The sequence below is a fragment of the Candidatus Hinthialibacter antarcticus genome (assembly GCA_030765645.1).
Lineage (GTDB): Bacteria > Hinthialibacterota > Hinthialibacteria > Hinthialibacterales > Hinthialibacteraceae > Hinthialibacter > Hinthialibacter antarcticus.
Genome location: JAVCCE010000072.1, coordinates 23,313 through 50,254 on the forward strand (window position 1 = coordinate 23,313; position 26,942 = coordinate 50,254).

Annotated in this window: 21 protein-coding genes; 6 read left to right on the plus strand and 15 right to left on the minus strand. The window is 50.1% G+C overall.

Going from position 1 to position 26,942, the window contains the following annotated elements:
* Nucleotides 1-108: 108 nt before the first annotated feature.
* The gene (gene ftsY / locus P9L94_17935; protein ID MDP8245968.1) at nucleotides 109-1,242 is read left to right on the plus strand and encodes a signal recognition particle-docking protein FtsY; all 1,134 of its coding nucleotides are present in this window, start codon (nucleotides 109-111) and stop codon (nucleotides 1,240-1,242) included.
* Here ftsY and P9L94_17940 read toward each other — a convergent pair.
* Complete coding sequence (locus P9L94_17940; protein ID MDP8245969.1) at nucleotides 1,229-2,482, minus strand: exonuclease SbcCD subunit D; 1,254 nt, start codon at nucleotides 2,480-2,482, stop codon at nucleotides 1,229-1,231. The genes ftsY and P9L94_17940 overlap by 14 nt on opposite strands.
* A gap of 136 nt (nucleotides 2,483-2,618) precedes the next feature.
* On the opposite strand from P9L94_17940, the gene P9L94_17945 reads away from it, so the two are divergent.
* Nucleotides 2,619-3,659 (plus strand): DMT family transporter, encoded by a 1,041-nt coding sequence (locus P9L94_17945; GenBank protein ID MDP8245970.1) that lies wholly within the window; start codon nucleotides 2,619-2,621, stop codon nucleotides 3,657-3,659.
* Here the strand turns inward: P9L94_17945 and P9L94_17950 are convergent.
* The gene (locus tag P9L94_17950) at nucleotides 3,656-4,510 is read right to left on the minus strand and encodes a fumarylacetoacetate hydrolase family protein (GenBank protein MDP8245971.1); all 855 of its coding nucleotides are present in this window, start codon (nucleotides 4,508-4,510) and stop codon (nucleotides 3,656-3,658) included. The two genes, P9L94_17945 and P9L94_17950, sit on opposite strands and share 4 nt — an antisense overlap.
* A 98-nt stretch (nucleotides 4,511-4,608) precedes the next feature.
* On the opposite strand from P9L94_17950, the gene P9L94_17955 reads away from it, so the two are divergent.
* Both P9L94_17955 and P9L94_17960 read left to right on the plus strand, forming a co-directional pair.
* Nucleotides 4,609-6,366 carry an AAA family ATPase gene (locus P9L94_17955; protein MDP8245972.1) on the plus strand — a complete coding sequence of 586 codons (1,758 nt, stop codon included), beginning with the start codon at nucleotides 4,609-4,611 and terminating at the stop codon, nucleotides 6,364-6,366.
* A gap of 35 nt (nucleotides 6,367-6,401) precedes the next feature.
* Nucleotides 6,402-8,462: a hypothetical protein gene (locus P9L94_17960; protein MDP8245973.1), complete on the plus strand. Its 2,061-nt coding sequence runs from the start codon at nucleotides 6,402-6,404 to the stop codon at nucleotides 8,460-8,462.
* Here P9L94_17960 and P9L94_17965 read toward each other — a convergent pair.
* The 9 genes from P9L94_17965 to P9L94_18005 form a co-directional block, all read right to left on the minus strand.
* Entirely contained in the window at nucleotides 8,430-9,629 is a 1,200-nt protein-coding gene (locus P9L94_17965; protein MDP8245974.1) for a glycosyltransferase family 4 protein, read from the minus strand. The two genes, P9L94_17960 and P9L94_17965, sit on opposite strands and share 33 nt — an antisense overlap.
* Nucleotides 9,630-9,677: 48 nt before the next feature.
* On the minus strand, nucleotides 9,678-11,000 hold the full coding sequence (locus P9L94_17970; protein MDP8245975.1) for a hypothetical protein: 1,323 nt from the start codon (nucleotides 10,998-11,000) through the stop codon (nucleotides 9,678-9,680).
* Nucleotides 11,001-11,328: 328 nt separating this feature from the next.
* A complete protein-coding gene (locus P9L94_17975) occupies nucleotides 11,329-12,777 on the minus strand; it encodes a radical SAM protein (protein MDP8245976.1) in 1,449 nt (482 codons plus the stop codon).
* Between the two features lie 23 nt (nucleotides 12,778-12,800).
* Nucleotides 12,801-14,219, minus strand: a complete 1,419-nt coding sequence (locus P9L94_17980) for a radical SAM protein (GenBank protein ID MDP8245977.1) — start codon at nucleotides 14,217-14,219, stop codon at nucleotides 12,801-12,803.
* Between the two features lie 140 nt (nucleotides 14,220-14,359).
* Nucleotides 14,360-15,754 carry an FAD-dependent oxidoreductase gene (locus P9L94_17985; protein MDP8245978.1) on the minus strand — a complete coding sequence of 465 codons (1,395 nt, stop codon included), beginning with the start codon at nucleotides 15,752-15,754 and terminating at the stop codon, nucleotides 14,360-14,362.
* Nucleotides 15,751-16,518, minus strand: coding sequence for a glycosyltransferase family 2 protein (locus tag P9L94_17990; protein MDP8245979.1), 768 nt, complete (start codon nucleotides 16,516-16,518; stop codon nucleotides 15,751-15,753). Before P9L94_17990 ends, P9L94_17985 begins: the two co-directional genes overlap by 4 nt.
* Nucleotides 16,519-16,596: 78 nt before the next feature.
* Nucleotides 16,597-17,772 carry a methyltransferase domain-containing protein gene (locus P9L94_17995; GenBank protein MDP8245980.1) on the minus strand — a complete coding sequence of 392 codons (1,176 nt, stop codon included), beginning with the start codon at nucleotides 17,770-17,772 and terminating at the stop codon, nucleotides 16,597-16,599.
* A gap of 352 nt (nucleotides 17,773-18,124) precedes the next feature.
* The gene (locus P9L94_18000; protein ID MDP8245981.1) at nucleotides 18,125-19,951 is read right to left on the minus strand and encodes a hypothetical protein; all 1,827 of its coding nucleotides are present in this window, start codon (nucleotides 19,949-19,951) and stop codon (nucleotides 18,125-18,127) included.
* Nucleotides 19,952-19,964: 13 nt separating this feature from the next.
* Nucleotides 19,965-20,675, minus strand: coding sequence for a glycosyltransferase family 2 protein (locus tag P9L94_18005; GenBank protein MDP8245982.1), 711 nt, complete (start codon nucleotides 20,673-20,675; stop codon nucleotides 19,965-19,967).
* A gap of 115 nt (nucleotides 20,676-20,790) precedes the next feature.
* On the opposite strand from P9L94_18005, the gene P9L94_18010 reads away from it, so the two are divergent.
* On the plus strand, nucleotides 20,791-22,518 hold the full coding sequence (locus P9L94_18010) for a hypothetical protein (protein MDP8245983.1): 1,728 nt from the start codon (nucleotides 20,791-20,793) through the stop codon (nucleotides 22,516-22,518).
* Nucleotides 22,519-22,573: 55 nt separating this feature from the next.
* Here the strand turns inward: P9L94_18010 and galU are convergent, their stop codons facing one another.
* Genes galU through epsC form a run of 4 tightly spaced genes read right to left on the minus strand, consistent with a single transcriptional unit; the run spans nucleotide 22,574 to nucleotide 25,683 of the window.
* Nucleotides 22,574-23,542, minus strand: coding sequence for a UTP--glucose-1-phosphate uridylyltransferase GalU (gene galU, locus P9L94_18015; protein MDP8245984.1), 969 nt, complete (start codon nucleotides 23,540-23,542; stop codon nucleotides 22,574-22,576).
* Nucleotides 23,543-23,582: 40 nt separating this feature from the next.
* Nucleotides 23,583-24,347 carry an ATP-binding protein gene (locus P9L94_18020; GenBank protein MDP8245985.1) on the minus strand — a complete coding sequence of 255 codons (765 nt, stop codon included), beginning with the start codon at nucleotides 24,345-24,347 and terminating at the stop codon, nucleotides 23,583-23,585.
* A 24-nt stretch (nucleotides 24,348-24,371) separates the two neighbouring features.
* Nucleotides 24,372-24,968: a hypothetical protein gene (locus P9L94_18025; GenBank protein ID MDP8245986.1), complete on the minus strand. Its 597-nt coding sequence runs from the start codon at nucleotides 24,966-24,968 to the stop codon at nucleotides 24,372-24,374.
* On the minus strand, nucleotides 24,961-25,683 hold the full coding sequence (gene epsC, locus P9L94_18030; protein MDP8245987.1) for a serine O-acetyltransferase EpsC: 723 nt from the start codon (nucleotides 25,681-25,683) through the stop codon (nucleotides 24,961-24,963). Before epsC ends, P9L94_18025 begins: the two co-directional genes overlap by 8 nt.
* 129 nt (nucleotides 25,684-25,812) lie before the next feature.
* On the opposite strand from epsC, the gene rlmN reads away from it, so the two are divergent.
* A complete protein-coding gene (gene rlmN, locus P9L94_18035; protein MDP8245988.1) occupies nucleotides 25,813-26,940 on the plus strand; it encodes a 23S rRNA (adenine(2503)-C(2))-methyltransferase RlmN in 1,128 nt (375 codons plus the stop codon).
* The last annotated feature ends 2 nt before the right edge of the window (nucleotides 26,941-26,942 follow it).

Below are 26,942 nucleotides of genomic sequence, written 5' to 3' on the forward strand. Positions count from 1 at the left end.
GCCTTTTATGCACGAACCAGCCCGCCTTGCAGTTAAATTCCCCGCTTTTAAGATGTCTTCTGTGTAGAGACGTGAAATTTGACGAAATCCTGAATAGGTTCCGATTATATGTTTTGGAAACGTAAAGAAAAACAAGACCCAATAGAGCCGTTGGCTGAATCTCCTATCGAGGCTCCAGTCGAAGTGCAAGAGGCGAAGATCGAAGTTCCGGCTACGGAAACGATTGAAACTGCGGAAGCAATTGAAGAAGACCCCGCATCTTCAGCACCCCGAAAGGGGTTGTTCGCTAAACTTCGCGACCGCCTCCGTAAAACGCGTGAATCCATTGTCACCCAGGCGGTCAAGATTTTTCGGTTGCACGGCAAGATTGACGATGACCTGCTGGAAGAATTGGAAGAGGTCCTCATTCTGGCGGACGTGGGCGTTAATACCACAATGGAGTTGATGGGCGAATTGCGCAACCGGATTCGCGTTGAAAAGAAAAAAGAATCCGACGATTTGAATTGGCTGACCCGTACCTTGCAAGAACTTTCGCGCGAAATGTTGGAGCAGGGCGATCGCACAATGAAGACGGCGGCCTCCGGCCCCAGCGTTTATCTGGTGATCGGCGTTAATGGCGTCGGAAAGACGACTGCGATTGGCAAACTCGCCAGTCGGTTCAAGGCAGAAGGCAAGTCGGTTTTGTTAGTGGCGGCGGACACCTTCCGCGCGGCGGCGATTGAGCAACTTGCCATCTGGTCGAAACGCGCTGACGTTCCTATTGTGATGGGTAAGGAAGGCGCTGACCCGTCGTCCGTCGTTTATCAAGCGATGGAACGGCTTAAGACGGAAACGGCGGATATCGTCATCATTGATACCGCCGGGCGCTTGCACACCAAATCAAACTTGATGCAAGAACTCGCCAAAATGGCGCGGGTGATTTCGCGCGAAGTCCCAGAGGCGCCGCATGAGACTCTGTTGGTATTGGACGCTTCGACGGGACAAAACGCGCTTTCGCAAGCGAAGACGTTTACGGAAGCGTGCCAGATTAGCGGATTGGTCCTGACAAAATTAGACGGGACGGCGAAAGGCGGCGTGATTTTATCCGTCCACAAACAATTGAAACTTCCGGTGAAATGGATTGGCGTCGGCGAAGGCATTGATGATTTGGAGCCGTTCGATCCAGACGCATTCACTAAAGCCTTATTTAATATTGAAACGGAACCAGTCGAAGAAAGCGAAGCGGAAACTACTGAGGCTTGATGCTCTGTTCGATGTCTTTGGCTTTTTCAAGTAAGGCTTGGGCTTCGGGTTTGAATTCTTCGTGTTCGTTGAGGTAGGCCGCCAAAGCGTCAGCCAACGCTGCGTCTTCGGATAGTTGCGACCCCCGGCGGTCGGAACTTTTTTCTAACGGAATGCGGATCATGCCCGCTTTGTGGTGCGCGGGACGCAGCGCTTCATGGATGGCTTTCATATCCATTTGTTGGACTTCTTCTTCAGAAGCCTCGTAGCGAATTCGTACGACGGCGCCTTCGATTGGTTCGAGGTTGATCTCTTCCAGAATTCGCTGCGTAATGTCACTTCCCTCTTGATGCTTGATGCGGATGTCAACAAATTCGCGGACGTTCACCGGAATATATTCAAATTCACTTCTTCCCCGTCGAACATGGGCGACGACGAAGCCTTTGGCTTCTTCCGCTTCGCCAAAATCCACGCGGTCAATGCTGCCGCAATAAACGACGGGAACTTCCTCGCGCGGGCTGAGATTCTGATGAAGATGAATGTGCCCAAGCGCGACGTAGTCATAGCCGGAATACGCCAGGTTTGACGGCATGATCTGGATGTCGTCCGAAAGCAGCGGCGCACCGTGGTAACCGCCGAGTTGCGCGCCATGCACGGTCAGGTGGGAAACAAGAATGCGCGGCATGTCATCTGGTAAGCCTTCTTGCATATCGCGAATCACGCTTGCGTAAAATTCTTCGAATGCGTGAGTCAGGTCGTCGCCTTTCAAATCCTGGTATTGTGGAATATTTAACAAAAAACTGGGACTGATATACGGCAAACAACATACCGCAATCGGACCGTTTTTTGTTTCAATGATCGGCGGCGGCGCGTCGCCTAAAGTTGGGCGGTTCACGAAGACGTGGATCATGTCAGGACGCAGCGAGCGGAATATGTCGATGGAAGAGGCTTTGCCGTGCATGACCGGGATATCGTGATTGCCTGAGATCATAACCACAGGAATGCCCGCGTCCGCCAGACGTTGGAAATGTTTGACCAGTTCGCGCTGTTCGGTCGGCGAGGGGGAGTTTCGTTTGTAAGCGTCACCCGCAAATACGGCGAGATCAACCGGGAGGTCAACGGCGTAGTCAATTGCCTGTTTCAGGCTGTTAGAGAAATCCTCCAGGCGGGTATGCAGCCCTGTACTGGGGTTCGTATGTCCGTAGTTCTCCATACCAAAGTGCAAGTCGGCGATATGAAGAATTGAAATAGAATTTTTCATTGTTGTTATAGAAGCGTGGGCGCCTCTTTGCTCGCTTCAGTGCGGGCTGATTGCCCTGCTTCACAGGCGTTCCCAGAGAGGCGCCCACGCACTGATCTATTATTTATACGTATTGAATCACTTGATTTCATCATGTATGCCGACATTATGGCGCCGAACCTATTTGTACGAAGGACAAACCGAAGTGATCGCCAAAGTACGCATCCAAGCCTCATTGTCGTTGCTCGTCGCTGTGGTTTGTTGGTCGACGATTCCGCTATTTCTGCGTTCATTTCGTCATGAAATCGACGTTTGGACGGCGAACGGCGTTCGCTATCCGTTTTCGATGATGTTATGGCTTGGGCCGCTTTTATTTTTCTATTCACGCAAGCGCGTTCCAAAAGACGTCTGGCGTCGTGCGTTGGTTCCATCCTTTATCAATTTATTTGGGCAGACATTTTTCGCAATGACGCCCTATTATCTCGAACCCGCCATCATGATGTTTCTGGGGCGAATTTCGATATTGTTTGCCATCGGGCTTTCGTTATTTCTGTTTGCGGATGAAGCGCCGCTGATTCGCTCGAAGATATTCTGGATCGGCGCCGCCATTTGTTTGAGCGGCTTTATCGGAATGAATGTCTTGTCGGAATCATTGTCTTCCAGCGTCACGACGAAAGGGCTGTTGGTACTGTTGTGCTTCGCTTTTTTTATGGCGATGTACGGCGTCTCGGTCCGCTATTGGATGCAAGGAATTGATCCGTGGATTTCGTTTCCGGTGATTTGTATTTACACGTCAATTGGTTTGTTTGCGCTGATGTGGATGTTCGGTGAGCCGTCCCGGCTATTGGAAATGACGCCTGGGCGCGTGAGCGTGTTGGCGATTTCTGCGGTGCTGGGCATAGCGTTGGGGCATACATTTTATTATTACGCACTGGAGCACATCGGGGTTTCGATTTGCTCGGGGGTTTCGTTGGTGACGCCCTTCCTAACCGCAATAGGGTCGTATTTTATTTTTCAGGAAATTTTATCAATGGGTCAATGGATTTCCGGCGTGTTCATATTTGCTGGTGCGGTGTGTCTACTGAGCGCACAGCGTCATCTTGGCAAACGGCATTCGCCGGCGCCGATCAATAGCAATACGCCGGAGATCGAAGAAATCGCCTCCGCCGAATTCGGGCCGGATTCAAGCAAACACTAAGACGACGCAACCACTTGCAGGCGCTGTTCGCTGAATCCTTCAATCGAAAGACGCAATGAGTCGCCCGGCTGGAGAAATCGCGGCGGCGTTCTTCCCGCCCCCACGCCCGACGGCGTACCGGTTCCAATCACGTCGCCCGGCAGTAGCGTCATAAAGCGGCTTAAGTAGGCGACGAGATATCGGACGGAGAAAACCATGTCCCGCGTGTTTCCGCGTTGCATCACTTCTCCGTTCCGTTTCAGCAGCAAATCTAAATTTTGCGGATCCGCGACCTCATCTGTTGTGAGTAAATACGGCCCCAATGGAGCAAAGGTGTCGTGGCTCTTGCCTTTGCACCATTGGCCGCTGTGTTCTTTTTGAAAGGCGCGTTCACTGACGTCGTTCAAGATTGAATAGCCTGCGACGTAATCCAACGCATCTTCTTCATTAATGTATTTGGCTTTTTTGCCAATGATGATGGCCAGTTCAATTTCCCAATCGGTTTTCTCTGAATCTCGCGGTATTTCTATTGAATCATACGGCCCGGTCAAAGCGGACGAGGCTTTGTTGAAAACCAGCGGCTCACTCGGCGCTTCGGATTTCATTTCAGCGGCGTGTTCGTGGTAATTGCGGCCTATGCAAAGGATTTTTGATGGGCGTGAAATTGGCGCGCCTAGGCGGACGCCCGGCTGGATGCGCGGCGCTGTGCTTTTATTTTCATCGAGCCATACACGCAACCGTTCAATACCGTCACTCGCAAAAAATGGCTCGTCATAATTATTCGTCACCGCTGACGTATCAACAATCTCGCCATCAGCAAGATAAACACCCGGACATTCTGCGCCTTTGTCTCCAACGCGAACTAATTTCATTCGGCTTCTCCTCGATTTGGCTACTATCATAGCGCTTCGGGATTGAATCCTACGAGTCTTGACGGACAATGAATTTAATCAAATCTAGGCGAAACCGAATGGCAAGCAAGAAAAAAATCATACAAGGATTAATTGACTTAGGCGCTAGCCCATCTCTTGCGTATCAGGCGTATGCGTATTTTGGCGATCAGGCAATCATTCAAATTCAAAATGATCCGTATCAACTGCTGCGCGTCAATGAGCGATCGGCTTGGGAAACCGCTGAGAAGTTGGCGTATAAAAACGGGATGGAAGAAGAGAACCCGTTCCGCGTTGCGGGCGCGATTCGCCGTTTATTTTCGATGGCTGCCAATGATGGGCATATTTTTTTACCCATGGAAGAATTACAGACGCGGTTGATGCGGCTCATAGGTTTTGGCGATGAAAGCGATTTTTTTTCTGTCTTAGATGAACTCAGCGATTTAGGAGAAATTGAGCGTCCCAGCGACATGAGCGAGATCGGCGACCCGGTTTACTCCAAGACGCTGCATCAGGCGGAAGCGCAAACGGCTGAACTCTTAGCGAAAACTCTCAAAGCGCCTTCGCGAGTGGGGCTGTCGGGGCCGGATGACGGCGAATTGGATATCGTCGAAAATGATTTAGAGATTGAATTGGCGCCCGCGCAACGTGAAGCCGTCGCGGCTTCGGTAGAAGACAAAATTGTGATTATCACCGGCGGCCCTGGTACCGGTAAGACCACAATCATCCGGGGCGCCTTACATCTATGGAGCCATCGCGGCGCTCGAATACTGCTCGCAGCGCCGACCGGACGCGCAGCCAAACGCCTGGCGGAAAGCACAGGACAATCGGCCTCCACCATTCACCGGATGTTGGAATATACCCATGATGCGCAGCGTTTTAATCGTAACCGGGCGCGGCCATTAAAGTGCGACTTGCTCGTCATTGATGAAGCCTCGATGATTGATATTGAATTAATGTCAAACTTGCTCGAAGCGCTCCCTCTGCATACGCATTTGATTTTCGTCGGTGATGTGGACCAATTGCCTGCGGTTGGGCCGGGGCTGGTTTTGCATGACCTGATTGAAAGCGAATGTTTTCGCACGATTTGCTTGAAGGAGATTTTTCGCCAGCAAGAAGGTAGCCTGATTTCGGTCAATGCTCAAAAAATTAACCGGGGAGAGATGCCTGAACTGGATGGGTTGGGCTTAGATTCTGGACAAGATTTTTTCTTTATTCCCCGGCCGCAGCCGCAGCGCGCCCAGGATACGGTCGTTGAAATGGCGACGCAACGCATCCCAAACCAATTTGGATTGAATCCCAAAACAGATATCCAGATTCTTTGTCCAATGATTAAAAAAGCAGTCGGCGTTGAGATGATGAACCAGATGTTGCAAGAACAGATTAACCCGTCGTCGTCTCGAATCGACCTGTCTTCGTTTGGGGTGGCTGTTGGCGAAAAGTTGATGCAAACCAAAAATGATTACACGAAAGATGTGTTTAACGGAGACATCGGTTTCGTGACTGACATTAATACAACAAAAAAGATGGTCACGATTGATTACGAAGGGCGGGATGTGCTGTACCATTGGTCTGAGTTAATCAACACCACCTTGGCTTACGCGATGACGGTGCATAAATCGCAGGGCAGCGAGTTCCCTGCTGTGATTATCCCGATCTTGCGGGCGCATTACCCGATGCTGCAACGCAATTTGCTCTACACCGCCGTGAGTCGCGGGAAAGCATTGGTTGTGTTAGTCGGCGACCCAAGCGCCCTTGAGATTGCCGTGCGGAATAATAAGATACGAAGGCGGTATACTGCGCTTAAACAAAGGCTGAACCGTTTGTTGATCTCCTGAATTTTTTATACCCGATTTCAACGGGAAGATAAAATATGAAAAACCGCATAGTCTGGATGGCGTTTGTCGCATTCATTACGTCCTTCGTCGCCCCTTATGGATGGAGCGCTCTTGTTGTCGGGCCGTTTCTTCAAGAGATGGCGCCTGACGGCGTTACCGTTGTTTGGGAAACGCAGGAAGAAGTAATCGGAACCGTTCAAATTGGGCAGAATGAATTTGAGCGCTCAGCCAGCGACGCCAAGCCGACAAAAATTCACCGGATTCGGTTGAACGGGCTGAAAGCCAGTACGCTGTATTCGTACCGCTGTCGCTGGAATGACCAGATCACCGATACCTTTACCATTAAAACTGCGCCTCCGCGCGGTGGAGACGGCGTCAAATTAGCCGTAATCGGCGGGACGTCTGGAAATTTAGAAACGACTACTCGTCTGGTCGCTCAATTGAGCAAGACGCAATCGGACCTGATCTTTCATGCTGGCGGCATGGTCTCGCAACCAACCAGCGCAATGGCATGGAAAAATGAATTTCTTAAACCATTCGGCAATCTGATTTCGATGACGCCGTTTGAATGTCTACTTACAAATTTCAATCAACGCCCGATTCCGTTCGCCTATTTAGGCGTCGACAAAACGTATAATTCATTTGAATATGGAAACATTTTAGTCGTTCGGTTGGATGATTCACTCACTGGCGAATCGGCGCAAACTCAGATTCAGTGGTTAGAAGAGACGCTTCGTACAACGCAACAAAAATGGGCCATTGTGTTTTTTCAAGACCCGTTATTCTCTGCAAAACCCACTCGAAGTATTTCATCAAACCGTTGGCAATGGCAGCCCATCTTACAAAAATATCGGGTGGACCTGGCAATCAGCAGCGCCGACCATTTTTATCATCGGAGCTATCCAATTGGATATGTTGAAGGCTATCCGCAATACGGCGTTTGTCACATTAACGCGGGCGGCGGAGCGGCCCTTGAGCCGTCGGTTTTGTACGATTACACCGCGTTTCGCGAGAGTCGATATCACTTTTTAACCATCGAAACGCAAGGCGACCGGTTGTTGGTGCGCGCCATTGACGAAAACGGTCGGGGGTTTGATTCATTTGTCCGAGACAAAAACGGCGGTTCGAGCGCCAATGAATTCGTCTCATTTGAAATGATGGAATTGCAACGGGATTTGCAAAACTGGGCGGACAAAACATTTTATAACTGGAGTACAATTGAGTTTCACGGTGAAGCTAAAATGCCAACGGCGTTTCAGATTCCCTTGCGTGGTACGCTTACTTGGGAGGGCGGCGCTGATTGGACCATTCAACCACGAAGCCAACAAAATCTTCGCATTGCGCCGCAGTCTGACTTCACATTTAATTTCACGGCAGCCTACACGCGTCTCGAACAAATCTTTCCACTTCCACAACTGCATTTTCAATTGGAATATGATGCGTACCTTCAAGATTATCGCAATCCTTTGCGGGGATTTCGCAATCATAAGATTTCGCTTTCGCCGTTGCAGGTGGTGAAGCCAACTGCGTACGAAATTCCTAAAGCGTCGGGCCGAATTGATCGCGCCGGGTCTGTTGAACCCAGCTGGGCAAAGGCGTTATACGTCGATGAACTTTTTATTAATAAAACGGGCGCCGCGCCAAAACATACTACGCGAGTTGGTTTTTTGCATGACGGCGCATTTATTTATATTTATGCGAAAATGCTTCAAGACCCGTCCTTTGTTCCCCGCTCTTCCGCCTATAACGGCCTAGACTCTTCCGTATTATTTGGGAACGAACATCTCCGTTTTTCGCTGCGAAATGGTCAGGATGTTTTTACCTTCTTGCTTTCATCCAACGGCGAAACGCTTGAAAGCAAGAACGGCGATACGTCATGGAATGTTGAGTGGGACGCCGCCGCCGTGCTTGCGACTGACGCATGGGAAGCGGAAATAAAAATCCCCATCAGTGAAATCGCTGGCGGCGCCAACGGCTTAAGGATGAACATCGCCCGTTATGACGCTTTGGCCAACGAAACCAGCACATTGATCCCTTCATTTGCGCGGTCAGGTTCAGACGCCTTACACATGGCTACCGTGACGTTCGCTCCGTAAGCATTGGTAGCGTTCTTCCAGTTTTTGGCCCAATGATGTGTAATTGTGATTTTGTATAACATAATTCCGGGCCGCTTGCCCAAGACTTTTTTGTAAAGCGGGCGACTCTTGCAGCCGTTGAATACAGTCGACAAATTCATTAGGCGTATCGGCGAACAATACATGTTTGTCGTGTTCTACATTAATTCCCTCTGCGCCAAGTTTGGTTGTTATTATGGGCATTCCCGCCGCCATTGCCTCTAACAGCTTATTGCGTACGCCCGCCGCCACCCGCAACGGGCATAGATAAATATCGTCGGCGAATAGTTGTTCTTCCATCTGCGGCGCGTTTGCGACCAAGAGGATTCCCTGTTGACCGTCAAGTTTGCAGATTTCATCTTGCGGGCGCGTCCCAACCAATATGGTTTCCATCCAAGGGAAGCGCCGCCTTACTTCGGGGAGAATGTCTTCCCAATAAAAGCGGACGGAATCAATGTTAGGAAAATAGAATAGCGTCCCGGTTATAATGCAGCGGGCATTGTGATCGCTTGCGTGGCGGCGTGGTTGAAACTGTTCGGAGTCTACGCCGTTGGCGATGACGTCGATGGAAATTCCCGGGGTGTTCTGTCGAAATACTTCGGCGTCGATGGATGAGCAAACCAAAGCGGCGGAAGATTCGCGTACCAATTTTCGTTCATAGTTTGGGATCGAAAACAGTTCCCAGGCATCAATCAATCGTTCTTTGATTGATCGTCTGAAACGAAAGGAGCGTTTGAGATATAGAGGCAATGAATCAGTAAAGTCTAACATCGCAGGGGCATGGGCTTCGTTCATGTATTGCCCCATCCGCAAGCGATCAAAATGAACGACATCGTATTGTTCTTCTTTTGCCGCTTGACGAATGACGCGACGAAAGTGATTCGAGCAACACCAGGATGCGCGCAACGGTCGGCGAAGAAACAGCCCAAGTGCGCATTGCAGAACTGAATTCAGCGGTTGAATGGGGTGAACGTATTTTACCGTGACTCCCATCGAGGCGAGGTGGTCGATGTCGGCTTGAGATTGGTTTTTCAACTTCATGCAGATGAGATGGGTTTCATGTCGCTGGCTGATGTATTTCAAAAAATTATAGGGCCGCCGACCATCGGTTTGAGTGGGGATCACCGGCGTGACATAGAGTATTTTCATTAATTAGGCAGTCCTTGCATTATCAATGCGTCGAGATTGAGACGATGATTAGCGTTGCCATTGCTGACCGACAATTTCAGCGATTTGTTGAGCCAATCGTGTTTGGCCTAATTCATTAAAATGACAACAATCATCGACGTAAACGGTTTCAGTTTCTTCATGAAATAACAAGGTGAGGTCAAAAAAGTCGACGCCGGATTCTTGTAATTCTTGCCCCAACTTGACCAGCATCGGGTAGCCCGCCGTCGCTGGGTCTTTGAAGACAAAATTGTTGATGAAGCGTTCTTTTTCATCATCAGACAATGGCTTCGAGTTTGGCAGGTATTGGTTCGGCTGTAAAAAATGATAATACGCAACGCCGCGCTGTTTGCATAAAGCGTCCATTTGAAGTGAGCACGTTTTCCAGAAACGCGCCATTTCATCCAAGCCGTCATCCATTGTTTCAAATCGTGGTTTCGGGCCTTTGGCTAAATAGGCAACGTCTTTTAATTCATAGGTCTCAATTTGGATGGTTAATTCTCCCCTATGCGCTGAAAAATTGCGGTCGCGAAGATGCCAAATCCAATTCAAAGTTGGGCTTAATTTTAACACGGGCAGGTTAAACCAATTCAGCCAGTGCACCCGTTGTTTGCTGAGGAATTCTTTTTCGCCGATCATGGTTAGCAGCTCTTTATTTAACACGCCTGCCATTAGCATGTCCCAGCGGCGAGGGTAGTAAGGGCTGATGCTGCTCGGCCAATTTTCTGCAACGGGAAGCACCAGATCGTTGAAGCCGTCCAGGTTCATGACGAGATCAAATTCCGCGCCCATCGCGAGAAGCATGTTAAGAATGAGAAGTTGCTGCGGTTGTTTGTAGCCGCCGCTGCATCCCCGCCAGATACGAATCTCTTTGTCAGCGAACGCGGGGAATTCTTTGAGCGTCTTGGTAAATTCTGGTTCGCCGAAATCGCCGAAATGTTCTGCAACCGAGCCGCCGGTCAGTAGGATGTTGAATGCGCCCTCTTCTTTTTTGGGGACGTAATTTTGCATTTCAAACAGGTCGAAGTAATTGACTTCGCCTTTTCTGGGCGCACGCAGCATTTTGGGCAGGCTGAGCGAGTCGCGCACCATGCCAAAGTAAGGATGCAGTACGTAGACGCGCGGGATCAGGTTCTCAGGTTCGGGATCGTAATATTGAACGTCAGTGCGAAAATCGGCGTCGGTTTCGACGCGCTGTTTGATTTTGCTGAAGTGTTGAAAGAGATTGAATTCGCCAAAATGGATTGCGCCTGCGATGTAGGCGATGGATTCAATACCGAGATAAAGCAGGCAGAGTAAAATCGCCGTGAAGAGATACTTACGTGATTTGCTGCGCTTGGGTTCCTGGCTCATTGCTTGGTTCGTTTTCCGCTTCGTTTTCTGTTAACAGATCAGTATAAAAAGAGCGGCGCATTCTGTTAAGCGGAGGGAATCGCAATTGCGGAGGAATACTGGACGCTGGTGCAGTGTGTGTTATGAGTTATCCCCCCCTTATTAAGGGGAGACGGCGCTGAAAGCGCCAGGGGGGATTAGAAAAATAGATACGTTGTATTTTACTTCAAGGGCTGTCGTCGCTGCGCGCCGCCTTGCCCTTGCTACCCTGCCAAGCCGAATTTTTGCTGAATCACTCGAGGCAGAAGTCGGGGGAGTTGTGTTTTCTGGTTGATATTTTTGTGAAAATTTACCCTTCGCCGTCCATGATTTCTTGCAGCGTAGGTTTATGGAGAGTGGATTTGAGCAAGGTGTAGCCGTTTTGCATGGCGCGCCAGGCTTCGCGCGGGGTGCGTACGTCAGCGGCTTTGCGCCACAGGTACGATGGGCGCAGGTGGAAGTCGCGAATCGCCTGGTTGCGTAATTCAATCACTCGCTCGCCGGCAATCGAACCAATCTGCATTTGCGGAAACGCGCTCGCGCTGGAGTTATCAACGCTATCTACGTTTTTATCCACCCAGCCTTTTTTGATTGCCTCCGCTCGCAAGTCGGTCCCCATGCGCGGCGCCGCGACGTTGATGGAAAGAAAATCGGGATCGAGTTGCTGTGTGAATTCGATGGTGCCCTTGGCGGTGTCTTCGGTTTCGCCGGGCAATCCCAAAATGAAATGCGCCAAAGTACGGATGCCCAACTTGCGGCATAAGGCAAATGTCTGACGTACGCGTTCCGGCTCGATATCTTTTTCAATCGAATTCAATATGCCCTGGTCAGCGGATTCAACCCCAAATTGAATGGTATGGCAGCCCGCCCGCGCCATCAGCGTCAGCAGTTCTTCATCCATCACGTCAACGCGCGAAAGCGTGACCCAGTCGAATTTCAGATTTTCCGCCAACATGCGTTCCAGGAATTCGACGGTATGGGTGCGGGTGACGCCAAAGGTCAGGTCTTTAATCCACAGTTCATGGATGCCGAGCGTCTTGAGGTAATGAAGTTCCTGAATGGCGTTATCAATGTCGCGCAGTTTGTGCGTCCACTTTCCATTGAAGCAGAAATTGCAACGATAGGGACAGCCGAAGTCGGTCAGAAAGGAGGCAAATACGCGCCGCCTGCCGTGGGGGATTCGATATTTCGAGTTTGGGATCAGGTCATATCGCGGCAAGGGGAACGTGTAATAACGGTTGCCGGGATCAACGCCGCGAATAAATTCGTCGCCTTTGCGGAACAGAATATTTGGAATCGGGTCGCTGGTTTCAATTTCGCCTTTGTCGGCGTTCCAGGCTTTGAAAAATGGATCGAGGCTGTGCGAAGTGAAATTGAGCAACACGCCTGCCAGCCAGCGGTGGCGGGTCATTAGTTCCCTGCCCTTACTGACCATCACGTCGCCGGTCCCAACCACCGCGACGGATTTCGGGATGCGTAGGCTCTCAAGAAAGGCGAGGTCTTCTTTGTAGCAAACGCCGCCCGTTAAAAAGACGATGCCGTCTGGTTTGATGCGCCAGATGCGTTCTGCGGCGGCCTCATTCGAGAGTTTCAATACGTTTGCATCGAGATACTCCACTTCAAAATGCCGCGCCAGTACGCCGCTCTGCACGACGAGGTCGTAGGGGTGCCAATAGTAGTACCCTTTTGCCGTATGGCTGCAATAATAATCGCGCAAATACGGCTTATCGGCGGGCGGGTTGAGAAGCAGAATCTTCATATATTATTGTATCCTGAACCGGCTTACGCCACTAAATCTTTTAACTGGCGCAAGCCGTAGATCATGTAATTTTTGAACACGGTCGGCGATGGATTGCTAGTCAGGGTTCGGAAAATATAGCCGGGACGCAGATAGAAAGAACGCAACGCTTCTTTGCGTAGCGGCTTGAGTTCGTCCAGAGTCAGGTGCTTGGTTGCAATCGCCGGGCTGTTATAGGCGGCGTGAGGCAAGGTTCCTTCTTCCAGCAAACCTTCTTTGACCGCGATTTCGTAAAATTCGGTCCCGTAGAATGGATAAGTATAGAAAAATTCAACGAAATCAGGATCGAGTTGGCGGGCAAACGCTTTGGTTTTTTCGAAGGTTGAGCGGCTTTCCCAAGGCAAGCCAATTAAGAAATAAACGCTGGTTTTAATGCCGACTTTTTTACAAAGTTGGATCGCCGGTTCGATTTTGTCGTAATCGAGTTGCTTACGCATCAATTCGAGCATTTCCGGGTCGCCGTGTTCGACGCCGAAGGCGATCAGCCAGCAGCCAGACTTACGCATCTCGACCAGCATGTCTTCTTCGAGGGTGTCGATGCGGCTATTGCATGACCATTTGATGTCAAGTTTTTCTGCTTGAATGGCCTGGCAGAGTTCTTTGACCCAGGTTTTTTTAGCGGTGAATAAATCGGAACGGAACAGAAAATTGCGAATGCCGTGTTTCTCGACGCATTCTTTGATTTCCGCTAGCACATTTTGGGGCGAGCGCGTTCGCACTTTGTTGCCGGATACCTTTGGCGCCAAGCAGTAGATACAGGAAAACGGGCAACCGCGGCTGGTGACGATGGTAGTTTGAAGTTCTTCGGTATCGGGGCGGATATAGATCGAGTTGTCTATTAAGTGACGCGCTGGAAATGAAATATCATCAATATCTTGAATAAATGCCCGTTCGGCGTTTCGTACGGGGCCTTCCGTTGTTCTGTGAGTAATTCCAGCCACTTCATGCCAAGGTTTTCCGCTTGACAAATCGCCCAGAGTTTCTTCATATTCACCGCGCACAACGATGTCAATTTGCGGATACAACTTCATCGCTTCGTGATCGAGATGTTTGAAGTGGGCGCCTTTGCAAATCGTGATGATGTTTGGGTTGATCTCTTTGGCAATGGCGGCGGCTTTCACGTCATCCGCCAGAGTGGGGGTCGTAATTGATAAGATTAGCGCATCGGGTTGAAATTCTTGTAGATTGCGTCGAAAAGAATCCCAGTTCAGGTCTTTAGCCGGGTAATCCTGAACGAGGCATTCCACCCCGGCTTTTTCGAGTGCACCAGCGACGTATAGTAAGTCAATTGGAGGCCGCAACGCGACCGTGTGCAGCTCGTCCAGCGGCGTCTGACAGCGGTCTTCGCGAATATATTTTCCCGTCGGAGGGACGGCTAAATAGGCTTTTTTCCAGGCGTTCATTTGAGACGAAAGTCCTTCCAGGCCCTTATACCTGTTTCCAGGTATCTAGCATTTCTTAAGTTTGAATCTATTTTGGGTTCAATCAAGACCGTTTCGGTAAACTTTTGTGAAATCTTGTCATTGCTTATATAAACGCTTATTTAATCCACGATCCGATAATCCTTAAACTGGTCAGTTTTTTGATACCAACTATCGAGGTTGATTGATTCACCTACGAGTTGTTCCGCCGCCAACAACCCCATCTGAATAGACTGGTCAATATTGTTATGGCGGAACAATCCCTGTCTTCCCGTTGTCAAAATATTCTTCTGTTCTGCGACGGCGTTCAGGACAGTATGAAGATTATCTTCGTATTCTGTTTGATAAACAGGGTATCCCTCTTTAATGTGGACTGTCTTGATTTCCGTTGGCTCACGCGGAGTCAGACCGCTGGCGTATAACACCTCAGATGCGTGATTGGATAAGAGTTCTGGCGCGGCGTTCCAGGTTTCGTCATTGTATTCACAGGTAAATTCAACGCAGATACAAGTTTTGTTCTCATACGTTTTATGTGGATTAAAATTATCCGGGACGCTAGCTCGTGTAAACCGTACATGCTCTTCGGGGTAATAGAGCCAGGTATCTTCAATGGGTAATGTCTCGCCGTACATCAAGTATAGCAAAACAATCGCTCGGAATTTCAGCGCTTGGGCGGCGGTAATTACATTTTCATCTGCGTCAATCAAATCGACGAGGTTTGGCAGCGGGACCGTAGAAACGACCACATCACAAGCGTGGCTTAATTCACCGTCCGGGCTGGATGTAATGACTTCGGATACGCCGTTTTCATTTTGATTTAGCCGTAAGACATCTTGATTTAAATAAAACTTTCCGCCGCGCTGGGTGATTTCTGCAGCGAACTTTTCAGCGATTTCGCCGATGCCGTTTTGCGGATAGAGAAACTGCGCGACATAAGTTTCCTGTTTGGAGAAGAACCCGTCCAGCAACGAATGCCAGATCGATTCGCCGCGCAGGCGGACGCGCGCGGTGTCTGCGGCAATTTGGCTGGGGTCGATTCCCCACACTTTACGCGCAAACGGGGCGAAGATGGCTTCGTATAGCCGTGCGCCGTAATAACGTGAAACATACTCCTGATAGGATTTTGCCTCGGCGCCGCTATGAAAGAATACGCTTAACGCTGAGAGGCCAAACAGGATGGAATTCAGCGGCCCTAACGCTTGGAAGGTCGGCAGCGCCTTGATGGGATAGGGGATGTAGCGCCCATTGATCCACATGCGGCTGGAACGCTTGACCTTTACCATTTTCTCTTCACAAAATGCGCGGACGAATTCTTTGATCTCAGGGATTTCGGTATGAAAGCGGTGGGGGCCGAGGTCGAGCCGGTAGCCGTTCCAGTCGATGCTTTTCGCCAGCCCGCCAATGACGTTTTCGCGTTCAATGATGACCACGTCTTCATCCGGGCGCAGTTGCAAGAGTTTCCAGGCGGTTGCGAGTCCGGCGATTCCCGCCCCTAAGATTACGGTGCGTCGGCTCATAGCGCCTGCCTTCGGTCAATGATAGGCGGATTGGCTTTTTTCACGCTCCAAAAGAGACGCACTTTCAGAATGGTCCAGACCGCGACCACAAAGTCGGGCCAGCCAATTTTTTTGCCTTCCGCCACGGTGCGCGCTTTGAAGGTGACGGGCACTTCGAGGATGGGAACGCCCAGTTTCATCATCTTGCTGGTCACTTCCGGGCAAAATTCAAAGCCCCGGCATTCAAGCGAAATGCGTTCGATGGCGTTTCGGTGAAACGCTTTGTACGCCGTCGCTTCGTCGGTGATGCGTTGACCAAAAAGTATCGAGACCATCCGGGCAAGCAGCCAGTTCGCCACCCGGTTCGCTACCCGCATCCCTTTGACTGTTCCCATAAAACGGGACCCAAAACAGACTTGGGTTTTACCATCGGCGATGGGTTGGACGACGTTGATGATCTCGCCCGGTTCATACTCTAAATCCGCATCTTGAATGATGACGATGTCGCCGGTGAAGTAGCGAAGCCCGCTGCGAATGGCGGCGCCTTTGCCCATGTTGGTTTCGTGTTTTAAAACAATCGTGTTCGGCTGGTTTTTTTCCGGTTCCAGAATGGCTTCGGTGCGGTCTGTGGAGCAGTCGTTTACCAGGATGATTTCCTTATTAGACCAATCAATCGAACGCACCCGCTTCAATACTTCGGGAAGCGACTCTTCCTCATTATAAATGGGAATGATAATCGACAATTTGGGCGGCTTTGTCTCTTGCACGCAATCGGCCTCGTTCATTAGTCTATTCTTATTATCTTACTTTCAACAAGAACAAACGACCGCCATCGTAGCGGGAGCACTTTTTATTACAAGATTTTACAAAGGCTTGCGCAGAACAGCAAAGCCGATGCTGGAAGGCGATAGTGTATCGGTTTTTTGCGCCAGTCGGTAGAACATCAGGCTAAGCAGCGGTTGAAAGGGGCGCATTACCGCCCGGGAAATTGAGGGTTGCAGCCGATTGAAATAGTTGCGAAATGGAATGCAGCAATCATCATAAAAGCCGGAAGAAAGCGTTTCCCATTCCGCCGACTGAATGAGACGTTCGTTCAGAGTTTTCTCTGAATAATTGCGGCAGAACAGTTCTTCGATCTGCTGATGTTCATTGCCGATCTGGAAGCCGATTTCATAGGGCAGTTCAATCCATTCTTCAAAATGCTCGCGGTTGCCTTCGACGGTAATCGCTGCAACGCCGCCGGGTTTGAGAATGCGGTAGATTTCACGCATTGCGGTTTTGTCTGCATCATAAGGAAGATGTTCGATCATACACAAGGCCGAAACTCCATTGAACGATGAATCGCAAAATGGCAAGCGTGTGACGTCCCCGCATATAAATTGCGCGCTGCCGCCGTCGCGATGTTGAATACCGCGCAACGAGGGAAATCCATACATCGAGCCATCCAGCGCAATGACCTCAGCCCCGAATCGAGACCAGTAGACGGGCAGGCTGTTGTTTCCCGCGCCAAGGTCTAGGATGCGGGCGCCGCGTTGCTGAAACGGCATTGCATTGGAGGCAATCAATATTTCACGCGCTTTGTGATAGGCAAGGCAGGCTTGTTGGGTTTTTGCGGGCGCTGGTTTGAGCGTATTGATAAAGCGACTCAAAGAAAAATATGATTGCTTCGTAAACAATTCACAGAGTTTTAAACTTAGAATTAAAAATGGAAATGCGAGAGCGTAATACGTGTTGTGCGCTGAAGTGTGTGTAGTGAAATTCACTCTTGGGCAAGATAAAATATGTTTTTGTATTTCATGGAGCAACTGTTGAGCATTCTCATCGGCGTCGCCTGTTTTGGTCATTGCTTTGAGCAAAACTTCTGCGCGGCGCCAGCGCTTTTGTTGATAGTAAAAATATCCTAGATGCCCCATCAGTTCCGCCGAAGCGGGATTGTGCGCGAGTCCGTCATTCAGCGTTTGTTCAACGAGTTGAAGGTTCCCCTCATCAGCATATTGCTGCGCTTGCTCAAGAATTGATTGGATATTCTGGTTTGTCATAAATTTTGGTTCTTCCGTAAATTGGATACTTTTTATATCAATTGAATTGAGGTTTCGCTGTATATGGCATGGGTGCAACTCTGCTTGCTTCAGTGCGGGCTTTCAGGCCCTTATGCACAGGCGCTCCCAGAGTTGTACCCATGCCTGAATCGGTTTGTCATTTTTTGATAGGCCGAAATACGTTTTATAGTGTTTGCCAGAATTATGTGCGGTTTGAGTTTCCATAACTGTATTTATCGCTAAGTCCCACGGGCGCGCTTTCCGCGCATGTTTTTGACAAACGCTCTCGTAACCAAAATCATGGCCATCCATCAATGTAATACTCACGTATCGGATGAACCTAAATTTAATTTCATTTGGCGCGTTGCAGCCAATCTTCACGCCAGCGTTTTTGTCTTGCAGTCGCTCTTTCATTATCAATAACGGTGTATTGTTGTTGGTTCCAATTTTCGACAAGGCGCAAGTGTTTTTCTATCATGCGGTCCTCGCGAAGTATGGTTGCGGTGACTATCTGGTCGCGGCCCTGGCGACGAAGGACGGCGTCAAATTCGCTGCGGTATGCGCGTTCTTTGTCGAGTGCAATGATAATGTCGTGGCGCGACAAGCCTGCGATATAGGCGGGTGAATTCAGTTCGATCCAATCAATTTTTGGATAACCGCCTGGAGCCGTAACGAGGTTTAGTCCTGTATAGGGTGTCGGCGGTTTAATATCGCTACGCTGCAAAAATATCCCCATTGTTCGCAGGGCGTCTTCGAGCGGTAGGTCGCCGGGCGTTTGGATCCATTGGCGGTATTGGTCGTCCCATTCGCTTTGGGTTGTGTCTTCAAGCGCCTGGATGACGTCGTCGGTTGTGTAACCTTCCCCTTTCAAATAATACGATTCCGCATCGGCGTCATGATAAAAGCGTTGATACAGCAGGCGGATAAAATCTTCAAATCGCTTTTCATTGTTGGTGCGTTTGCGAATTTCCATGTCGATGCACAGGCCGATCAATTCGCCTTTCAGATAGTAATCGATCCAGACGTATTGCGGCGCCCATTCGATGATGTCCTTGGGCGAGTCGAGCCAGGCGTCCATGCTGGATTGTTCTGCGCTGCGTTCAAATGCACCGGGCAATGAGCGGTAGAGGGTGATGCGTTCTTGCAGCCAGTCATAAAACTCTTCCTCGTTCCACACGCCGGAGCGCACCATGATAAGATCGGCGAGATAATTGGTGCATCCTTCCGCCAGCCACAGCAGCGGCGTGTAGACCTCTTGCGTGTAGTCAAACGGGCCGAGGCCTTTGGGGCGCAGGCGCTTGACGTTCCAGGCGTGAACAAACTCGTGCGCGGTGATCCATGGCGTCAGGTCGGATTTCCAATTGTCTTCGTCGAGATCATGGCCGCGCGTCAGTTGAAAGCAATTCAGGTGTTCCATCCCGGTTGTATTGCGAGTGTCGGGTAGAAAATGGAAGAAGAATGTAAAGCGGTCGGTATCGAGTTCACCAAACATATCAACTGCGGTTCGCGAAATGGGCATGACCTGGTCGAGAAATGAATTGACCGGCTCGCGGTCGCCGTTATTCAATATGCTTGTGGTAATTTGGGTTTCGCCAGCGTTAAATTCATAGACAAAAAAGCGCCCCAGTTGCACCAGTTCATCCACCATGCGGTCATAGTGTGAAAACTGAAACTCTGAATCGCCTAACTTCCCCGCGCTGGATAGAACCATCCATTGATCGGGCGGAATGATCTTGAGCGAGACGGGATTATCTTTCGCGCCGACAATGTACATGTACAATGCCGCGCCGTCGAGAAAAGCATGTCGATCATTCAATTGTGAATATTCACCGGACAGATTGTCTGCGTAAATTCTATATTGCACTCGGATTTTCGCGGCGCCATTGGTTTCGATGCGCCAGGTTGCTTTATCAATTTTTTGAAATGGGAGCGGCGTATTATTTGATGACGCGGAAAATTGACTGACGTTACGGGCGAAATCCATAATTTGATATCGGCCTGGCGACCAGGACGGCATTTGCATCGCAAGGCTGTCGTTTGTATTTGCATCAATATCAATTTGAATGAGGATGAAGTGGCTATTGGGATTGGGCATGGAGACCTGGTAGGCAATCTCCAGCGCCCATGTAAGAGGTCCGGTCAGAAGCAACAGGAAAAAGAAAGTTGGTAAGCGTTTCATTTCGATGCCTCAGTCATTTCTGTTTAAATAGATGCCTACATGTAACTTTTGCAATTCGATACGAATCCAAGAATGGTCTCCAGGCGGAGCGCGTCGTCGCCTCCGGCGTATAGATGCACTCAATGTCGCATTCGGCGAATTGACTTTGGTTGCGCGTCGCCCACAGCGCCATCTCGGTTTCAATGGCGTATTCGCTGCTCTGAATATGCGGCAGCATGGCTTCGAGAAGCGGGCGGTTGAATAACCGAAAGCCGCTTTGAATATCATGGAGCGGGCATCCCGTCAGCTGACGGATCAACGTTGAACTGGTTTTATTCGCTAAGCGGCGAACCATCGGGGTGCTTTCCGAATCAAACCGTCTTCTCCCGACAACGAAATCCGCCCCGCTGGCATCGCGGCATTGCATCATGCGGGGAATGTCCGCCGGGTCGTGCTGGCCGTCGCTATCGAGCGTTATCAGACAATCCCAGCCCGGGCGTTCAAGCCAATAGGCGAACCCCGCTTTCAAAGCGGCGCCCTTGCCCTGGTTGGCTTCCCAGCCGATTGAATCGACGCCGCTGGATTGAATATACTTGAGGGTTTCGTCTACGCTGCCGTCATTCACGACGAGTATATTTGATGTGAATTTGCGGCAGCTCTCAATCACGCCGACCACGGCTTCGCCGCAGTTATAGCATGGCGCCACGATGGTCAAATTTGGATATGGAACAACCTGATCATTCATACTGGATAGTATACGCCCGGATTGGTGGTGTGAATCAACCCTTGGGCGCAATTGTCCGGCGGCGTATTCTTAATCCATTGAATTAGACGAACGAAAACCAGCGATTGGAACGCGAGTGGTTAGAGCACTTTTATCGTGGGTATTTCTGTTGCTGCCGTTGGCGGTTTATGCGCTGCCAAGTTTTCAGACAACATTTGAAGAAGACGTTATGGTTTCGGTTTGCGGCGTCTATTTGATGCTGCGCGCTGCAAACCCGTTTCGGCGCGTCTTGCCGCAATGGCTGGAAACCAGCCTAGCATCCATTTTTCTTATCATTCTTTATGAAATCGGCTGGATGGGGCTTTGGCGCGGATATGGGGTTCTTGGATGGAGCGTTTTAGGGTATCCCGCTTGTTTAAGCGCTGCATATTTTTTACAAATTAAAGAACGGACGGCTGATAAAAAACTCCCTAATTCCATCATTCTGGCATGGCTGTGTCTGGCATGGCTGTTCATTTTATATAGCACGATTGTGTATTTTGTTCCGTCATTGTATATGCCCAAATCATACTTCCGCGCAGAATTTTATGGGGCTGCTTTGATCGGGATCGTAGTCGCAGGAATCGCATGCGCATTGGCAATGCACAAGAATTGGATGCAAAAAAGATGTCAAATGATTCCATTCTTTGCGGCGTTTGCTTTTGTGTGCGCGATGTCATGGTCGGCGAACTATCAACTCTGGCGCACGTGGTATGACGCGAGCGAATCGGCGCGCGCTTGGGCGCCGTTGCAAAATGAACAAGAACACAATATCCGCCTAGACAAGCAAGCGTCCTATGCGGCGTTTGTGCAATATTTTCGAGTGATGGACGCCGTTGAAAAAAAAGGGCGCATTCCAAAACGAATGGGGTGGGATGAGCGCATACATTCCCAACTGGAAACGCAAGTCCGAAGAACATGCGATTTGCGTTTGTTAAATATAATATTGAACGAGTCTGCGGATTCGGATTTAAAGCGTATTTCTCTCATTTCACGAATTTCAGATGATGCGTTTTTTCAGCAGTATAAAAATCAGTCGCCAAACCATGGCGCATCACAAAGATTATTCCTGGATGCGGAATATAACGATTTAGACAATCTGATTTATTTTCTCGACCGTTGGGGTGGAGTGTCTCAGTTGATGAATGGCGGCTTCAACAACCTCTGGCGTCCTGATGCTTTTTTTGATGACGCAGTTGATCTGGAAATTCACAATGGCGTTTTTGTGATTTTGCGCGCCAACCGGACAATTGTTTCTTCTGCGCCCGTCCCTTGGTTGCAGGGCGAGTTATCGCCGTTTCTGTTTGGCGGAGATGTGGTGGATATCGAATTATTCAAACAGATAGACGGCGCATTGATTGTCTCGTCAAAAGGTGAAATCGCTTCATTCGGTCAAACGCCCCCCGGTTTTCCCTCTTGGGGCGAACTCTACTTTCAAGAAGACGTTATTGTTGATTTAGAACTCGACGTAGATGAGCGCGGTTATTACCTGCTGGATGCTTATGGCGCCGTACATGGCAACCATGCGGACGGTCAAACGAATTTGGCGTATCGGTCGCCGCCGATCTCTGATGGACTCGTTCCCTATTGGGCGGGGCAGCGCATGGCGGTTGATCTCGAAGTGGACGCGCAGGCGCGCGGGCTAAATATCTATACGCGAGAAGGCGAGTTGTTCACCATTGCCCAAAAGCCATTTCGGGAGACGTACCGGCCTGCGTCTAAAAACGAACATCGCGGCGTTGCATTGCTTGACGGGCTTGAGGGGCGCTTATATTCACTTGAAAGCAATGGGCGGATGATTCAATTGCCTGCGGATGTAGAATAGGCATCTTAAAACAATAAAAACGAGAGCGAAATGCGCTCCCGTTTTTATTTCGTCTCTAGTCTTCGGCCCGGTTGCCCTTGGGTTTTCGTAATTCAATGGGCGCTTCTTCAAAGGCGCCCGTTTCAACCATGCGGGGCAAGTCATTTTGAATGAACTTAATGAAATCCTCGCGTAGGTCTTCACGCTGCAAAGCGAATTCGATGGTTGTTTTTAAATAGTCCAAGCGGTTGCCGATGTCGTGGCGTTTGCCTTCGAACTGATAGGCGTACATCTTTTGGTCTTTGCACATCAGCCTCAGTGCGTCCGTCAATTGAATTTCGCCCAATTTACCCGGCGGCGTTTTTTCGATGTAATCAAAAATATCCGCCGTCAGAATGTAGCGTCCACCAACGGCGTAATCAGACGGGGCCGATTCCACATCGGGTTTTTCAATTAAATCATCGACCATAATGGTGCGGTCTTCGATGGGCTTGCCCTTGATAATGCCGTAGTTGACCACTTTTTCGCGCGGGACTTTCTCCACGCCGATCACTGGACAGCGCCATGTGCGATAGAAGTCCATCAGTTGTTTGGTGCATGGCGTTTTAGAACCAACGATGGTATCGCCCAACAAGACGACGAAGGGTTCTCCCGCGACGTGCTGCTTGGCGTAATAGATGGCGTCGCCTAAGCCCTTGGCGTCTTTCTGGCGGATGTAGTGGATGTTCGCGAGATTCGACAACTCGGTAATGCTCTGATGGATGTCCCACTTGCCCGAACTTTCCAGGGAATTTTCGAGTTCCCAGGAACGGTCGAAATGGTCTTCGATGGCGCGCTTGCCCTTACCCGTAATAATCAAAACATCTGTGATGCCCGATTCAACCACTTCTTCAATAACAAACTGGATCGTCGGTTTATCAATGATCGGCAGCATTTCTTTGGGTTGAACTTTAGTGGCAGGCAAAAAGCGCGTACCCAACCCTGCGGCGGGAATCACGGCCTTACGGACTTCGCCAATACCAACTGCGTTGGCTGGATTCTTCATACTGGACTCCATTCAGCGTTGTGAAGCGTTCAAGCAATAATCAGCCCGGGCGTTTGACGGCCGCTCGGCTGTTGCGAAAATCGGCGCCGCGCACTTCAATCACCCGGCACATGGAAATAATACGGGAGGATAAAGCGGGGTCAACGCGCATTTTGAGATTATCGTATTCTAAATTTGAGGTGATGATGAGCGTTTTGCAATCTTGGTAGCGGCGGTTGATGAGCGCATACAAACGGTCGGCGACCCACGATGAGGTTTTTTGAACGCCAAAGTCGTCCAAGACCAAAATTTGCCGTTGCAAGCGTTCTTCGATTTGCCCTTTGGGCGCTGTGTTGTTTTGAGGGTCATAGGTTGCGCGGATGGCGTCAAGCAAATCAACAATGTTATAAAAAACGCCGCTATGCCCTTTTTCAACTAACGCTTTCAAAATTCCAATGGCAATGTGAGTTTTGCCAACGCCGGTGGGGCCGTAGATATATAGCCCTTGAGCGTTTTCGCGTGAATAATTTTCGACATACTTTTTTGCGTCGCTCAGGCAGGCGCGTAGTTTGGTGTTGGAATGCGAAAAGGTTTCCAGTGATTCATTCAAAAAGCGTTTTGGGACGCGGGAGTCTTCGAGCGTATTGAGAATGACATCCTTTTTGACGCACTCACACGGGCGCGCGCCTTTTTCATCAATAATGTGCCCGTAGCCGTCGCATAAGGGACAGCGTTGGTCCGGGTCCGCGTCAGGCAGATTGTCCATAGACGGGAGTTGCCCCAGTATTTTTTTGACGTTGCCGCCAATCATAGAAAATGATTTCATCGCTCTCAACTCCTGATCGGCTGGTTAGGCCTCAATCGAAGCGCTCAATTTTGATTTGATCCAGCTGAAGTGCTTGGCGTTGCGTCGGTGCGCTTCTGAAAATACATCATAGATTACTGCCATATCATAGCAATTGGAAATTTCTTCAAGGTCTTCGACAATACGCGGCGTGAATCGGGGGCCAAAAACCATTTGGTATAAAAACACGACGCGTTGCGCTTTGTCGAGTTGGTCGATCGGTTCCGCATAGCGCAAGGCAAAGCGCCCGCCGTGCGGCCCGGCAGTCTGTGCGCGAAGCGCGTCCAGCCCATACGGCAACGGCAGCGGCGAGAGTATGCGCACCTGTTGGACGGTAGCCTCCGCCTCATGGCGGGCGATATAGTCCGCCTTTTCAAGACGGATGAGCGCGTCTCGAATTTCGTCCTGTGTTAGTCCCGTTTGTTGAGAAAGCGAGGGGAGGTCGCATTCAAACCAATCCGGCGTCAGGTTCGCGTCGCATTCCATTGCGATTAATTTACGAAACAGCGTCCAGCACTCAAGCCCCAATTGATTGCGCATCACTTTTGGGAGACCGCTCGATTCGATCCAGCGCGGAATGCGCGTCCAGAGTGGATCATTCATCGGCATTGTCAGAGGCGGAGTGAGTAGGAACAATTTCAGGCAACGTTTTGTGATGGTTTTCTATTTCGTGTTGTACCTTCTCGATTTCCTTGGTTAATTGTTCCAGGCGTTCCATGATTGGATCGGGGAGATGCGTATGGTCTAAATCCACGCCGCGTTTGCCGGTCGCTGAGACGACGCGTTGTCCATCGCGAATGACGATGCGCCCCGGGACGCCGACCACTGTGCAGTTTGGCGGAACGTCTTTTAAGACCACCGCTTGCGCACCGATTTTTACGTTTTCACCGAGATGAATGTTGCCTAGAACTTTTGCGCCCGCGCTGACCATGACGTTCTGGTCAAGGGTCGGGTGGCGCTTGCCGGTTTCTTTGCCTGTCCCGCCCAAGGTGACGCCCTGGAACAAAACGCAGCCTTCGCCAATTTCAGCCGTTTCGCCAATGACGACGCCCATGCCGTGATCGATGAAAACGCCGTGGGCGATTTTCGCGCCGGGGTGGATTTCAATACCAGTGAAAAAGCGGTTCACTTGAGAAATCACTCTTGGAAGAAACGGCAAGTGGATATTTGTATGAAGAACATGCGCAATGCGATGCAACAGCAGCGCATGAAAACCCGCGTAGGTAAATAAGACTTCCATTCCGCCCCAAAACCCTCTGGCGGCGGGATCATTGTCCATGCAAGCCTTAAAGTCTGAATGAATTGCCCGGAAGATCATGCAAAAGGCTCCTCGCAAATTAGAAAACCGATTATGCTGTTGTTGGCGCAAACAAAACGAGGCGCCATAATTTTCTCGATCAAATCATTTTAACATGAAGCGGGCGTACGTCCAACTCGGCTCTAATCAATGAACCAAATCATTTCTCAAAATAAACCCAATTGTCCGTCTGTGTGGGATTTTACCCGCCGGGACTTACAAGAGTACCTGGTTGCCAAAGGCCATAAGCGATTTCACGCCGACCAGATCATGCGTTGGTTGTATGAACGCGGCGCCGCGACTTTTGAGGATATGACCGATTTATCAAAAGAGATGCGCGTCAACTTGTCGCGGCAACTTGATATGCAGACGCCCCGCATCGTGGCGCAACAGAACGACTCGGCGGATGAAACCACCAAACTGCTGCTCGAATTTCCCGACGGCGAACGGGTGGAGACTGTCCGTATGCCGCGTTTTGCGGAACGGGCGAAGACCGATGAAACAACAGGGAAAGTTCGCGAGCAAGACAAGCAAAAAATTGAAGGGTACACCGCCTGTTTGTCCACGCAGGCCGGGTGCCAATTCGCCTGTAAATTTTGTGCATCGGGGCAAAGCGGCCTCAAGCGCAACCTGACGCCGGGTGAAATCGTTTCACAAGTGATGGGGTTCGTCTGTGAGGGATATGACGTTTCGCGCATCGTTTTTATGGGATCAGGCGAGCCTCTGCATAATTTTGACAACCTCAGCAAGGCCATTGATATCCTCACCTGTGAACAAGGGCTGAACCTTTCTCCGCGCCGGATTACCGTTTCTACCGTCGGGCTTGTGCCTGAGATTTACCGGATGGCCCAAGAAGAATGGAAGGTTAAACTGGCGGTGTCATTACATGCGACCCGCGACGCCGACCGCGAGCAATTGATTCCATTGGCGAGGAGTTACTCGCTGAGTCAACTCAAGGATGCGTTAGTACATTATCAACGGGTGCAAAAAAGGCGATTGACGTTTGAATATTTGATGATTTCAGGGCTGAATGACGCCGCAGCAGACGCCGTTCGACTCAAGGGAATCTGTGAAGATTTGCTTTCACATGTCAATCTGATTCCGTTTAATGCGGTTCCCCGCTCTCCCTTTAAATCATCGAATGCGAAGACAGTCGAAAATTTCCGTCGGCAATTACGCAAGAGCGGCATTGACGCTACGGTGCGATACAGCCGGGGCCGCAACATCGACGCCGCCTGCGGACAACTCAGGCAGCGCTATGAAAAGACAGAAAACTAAGC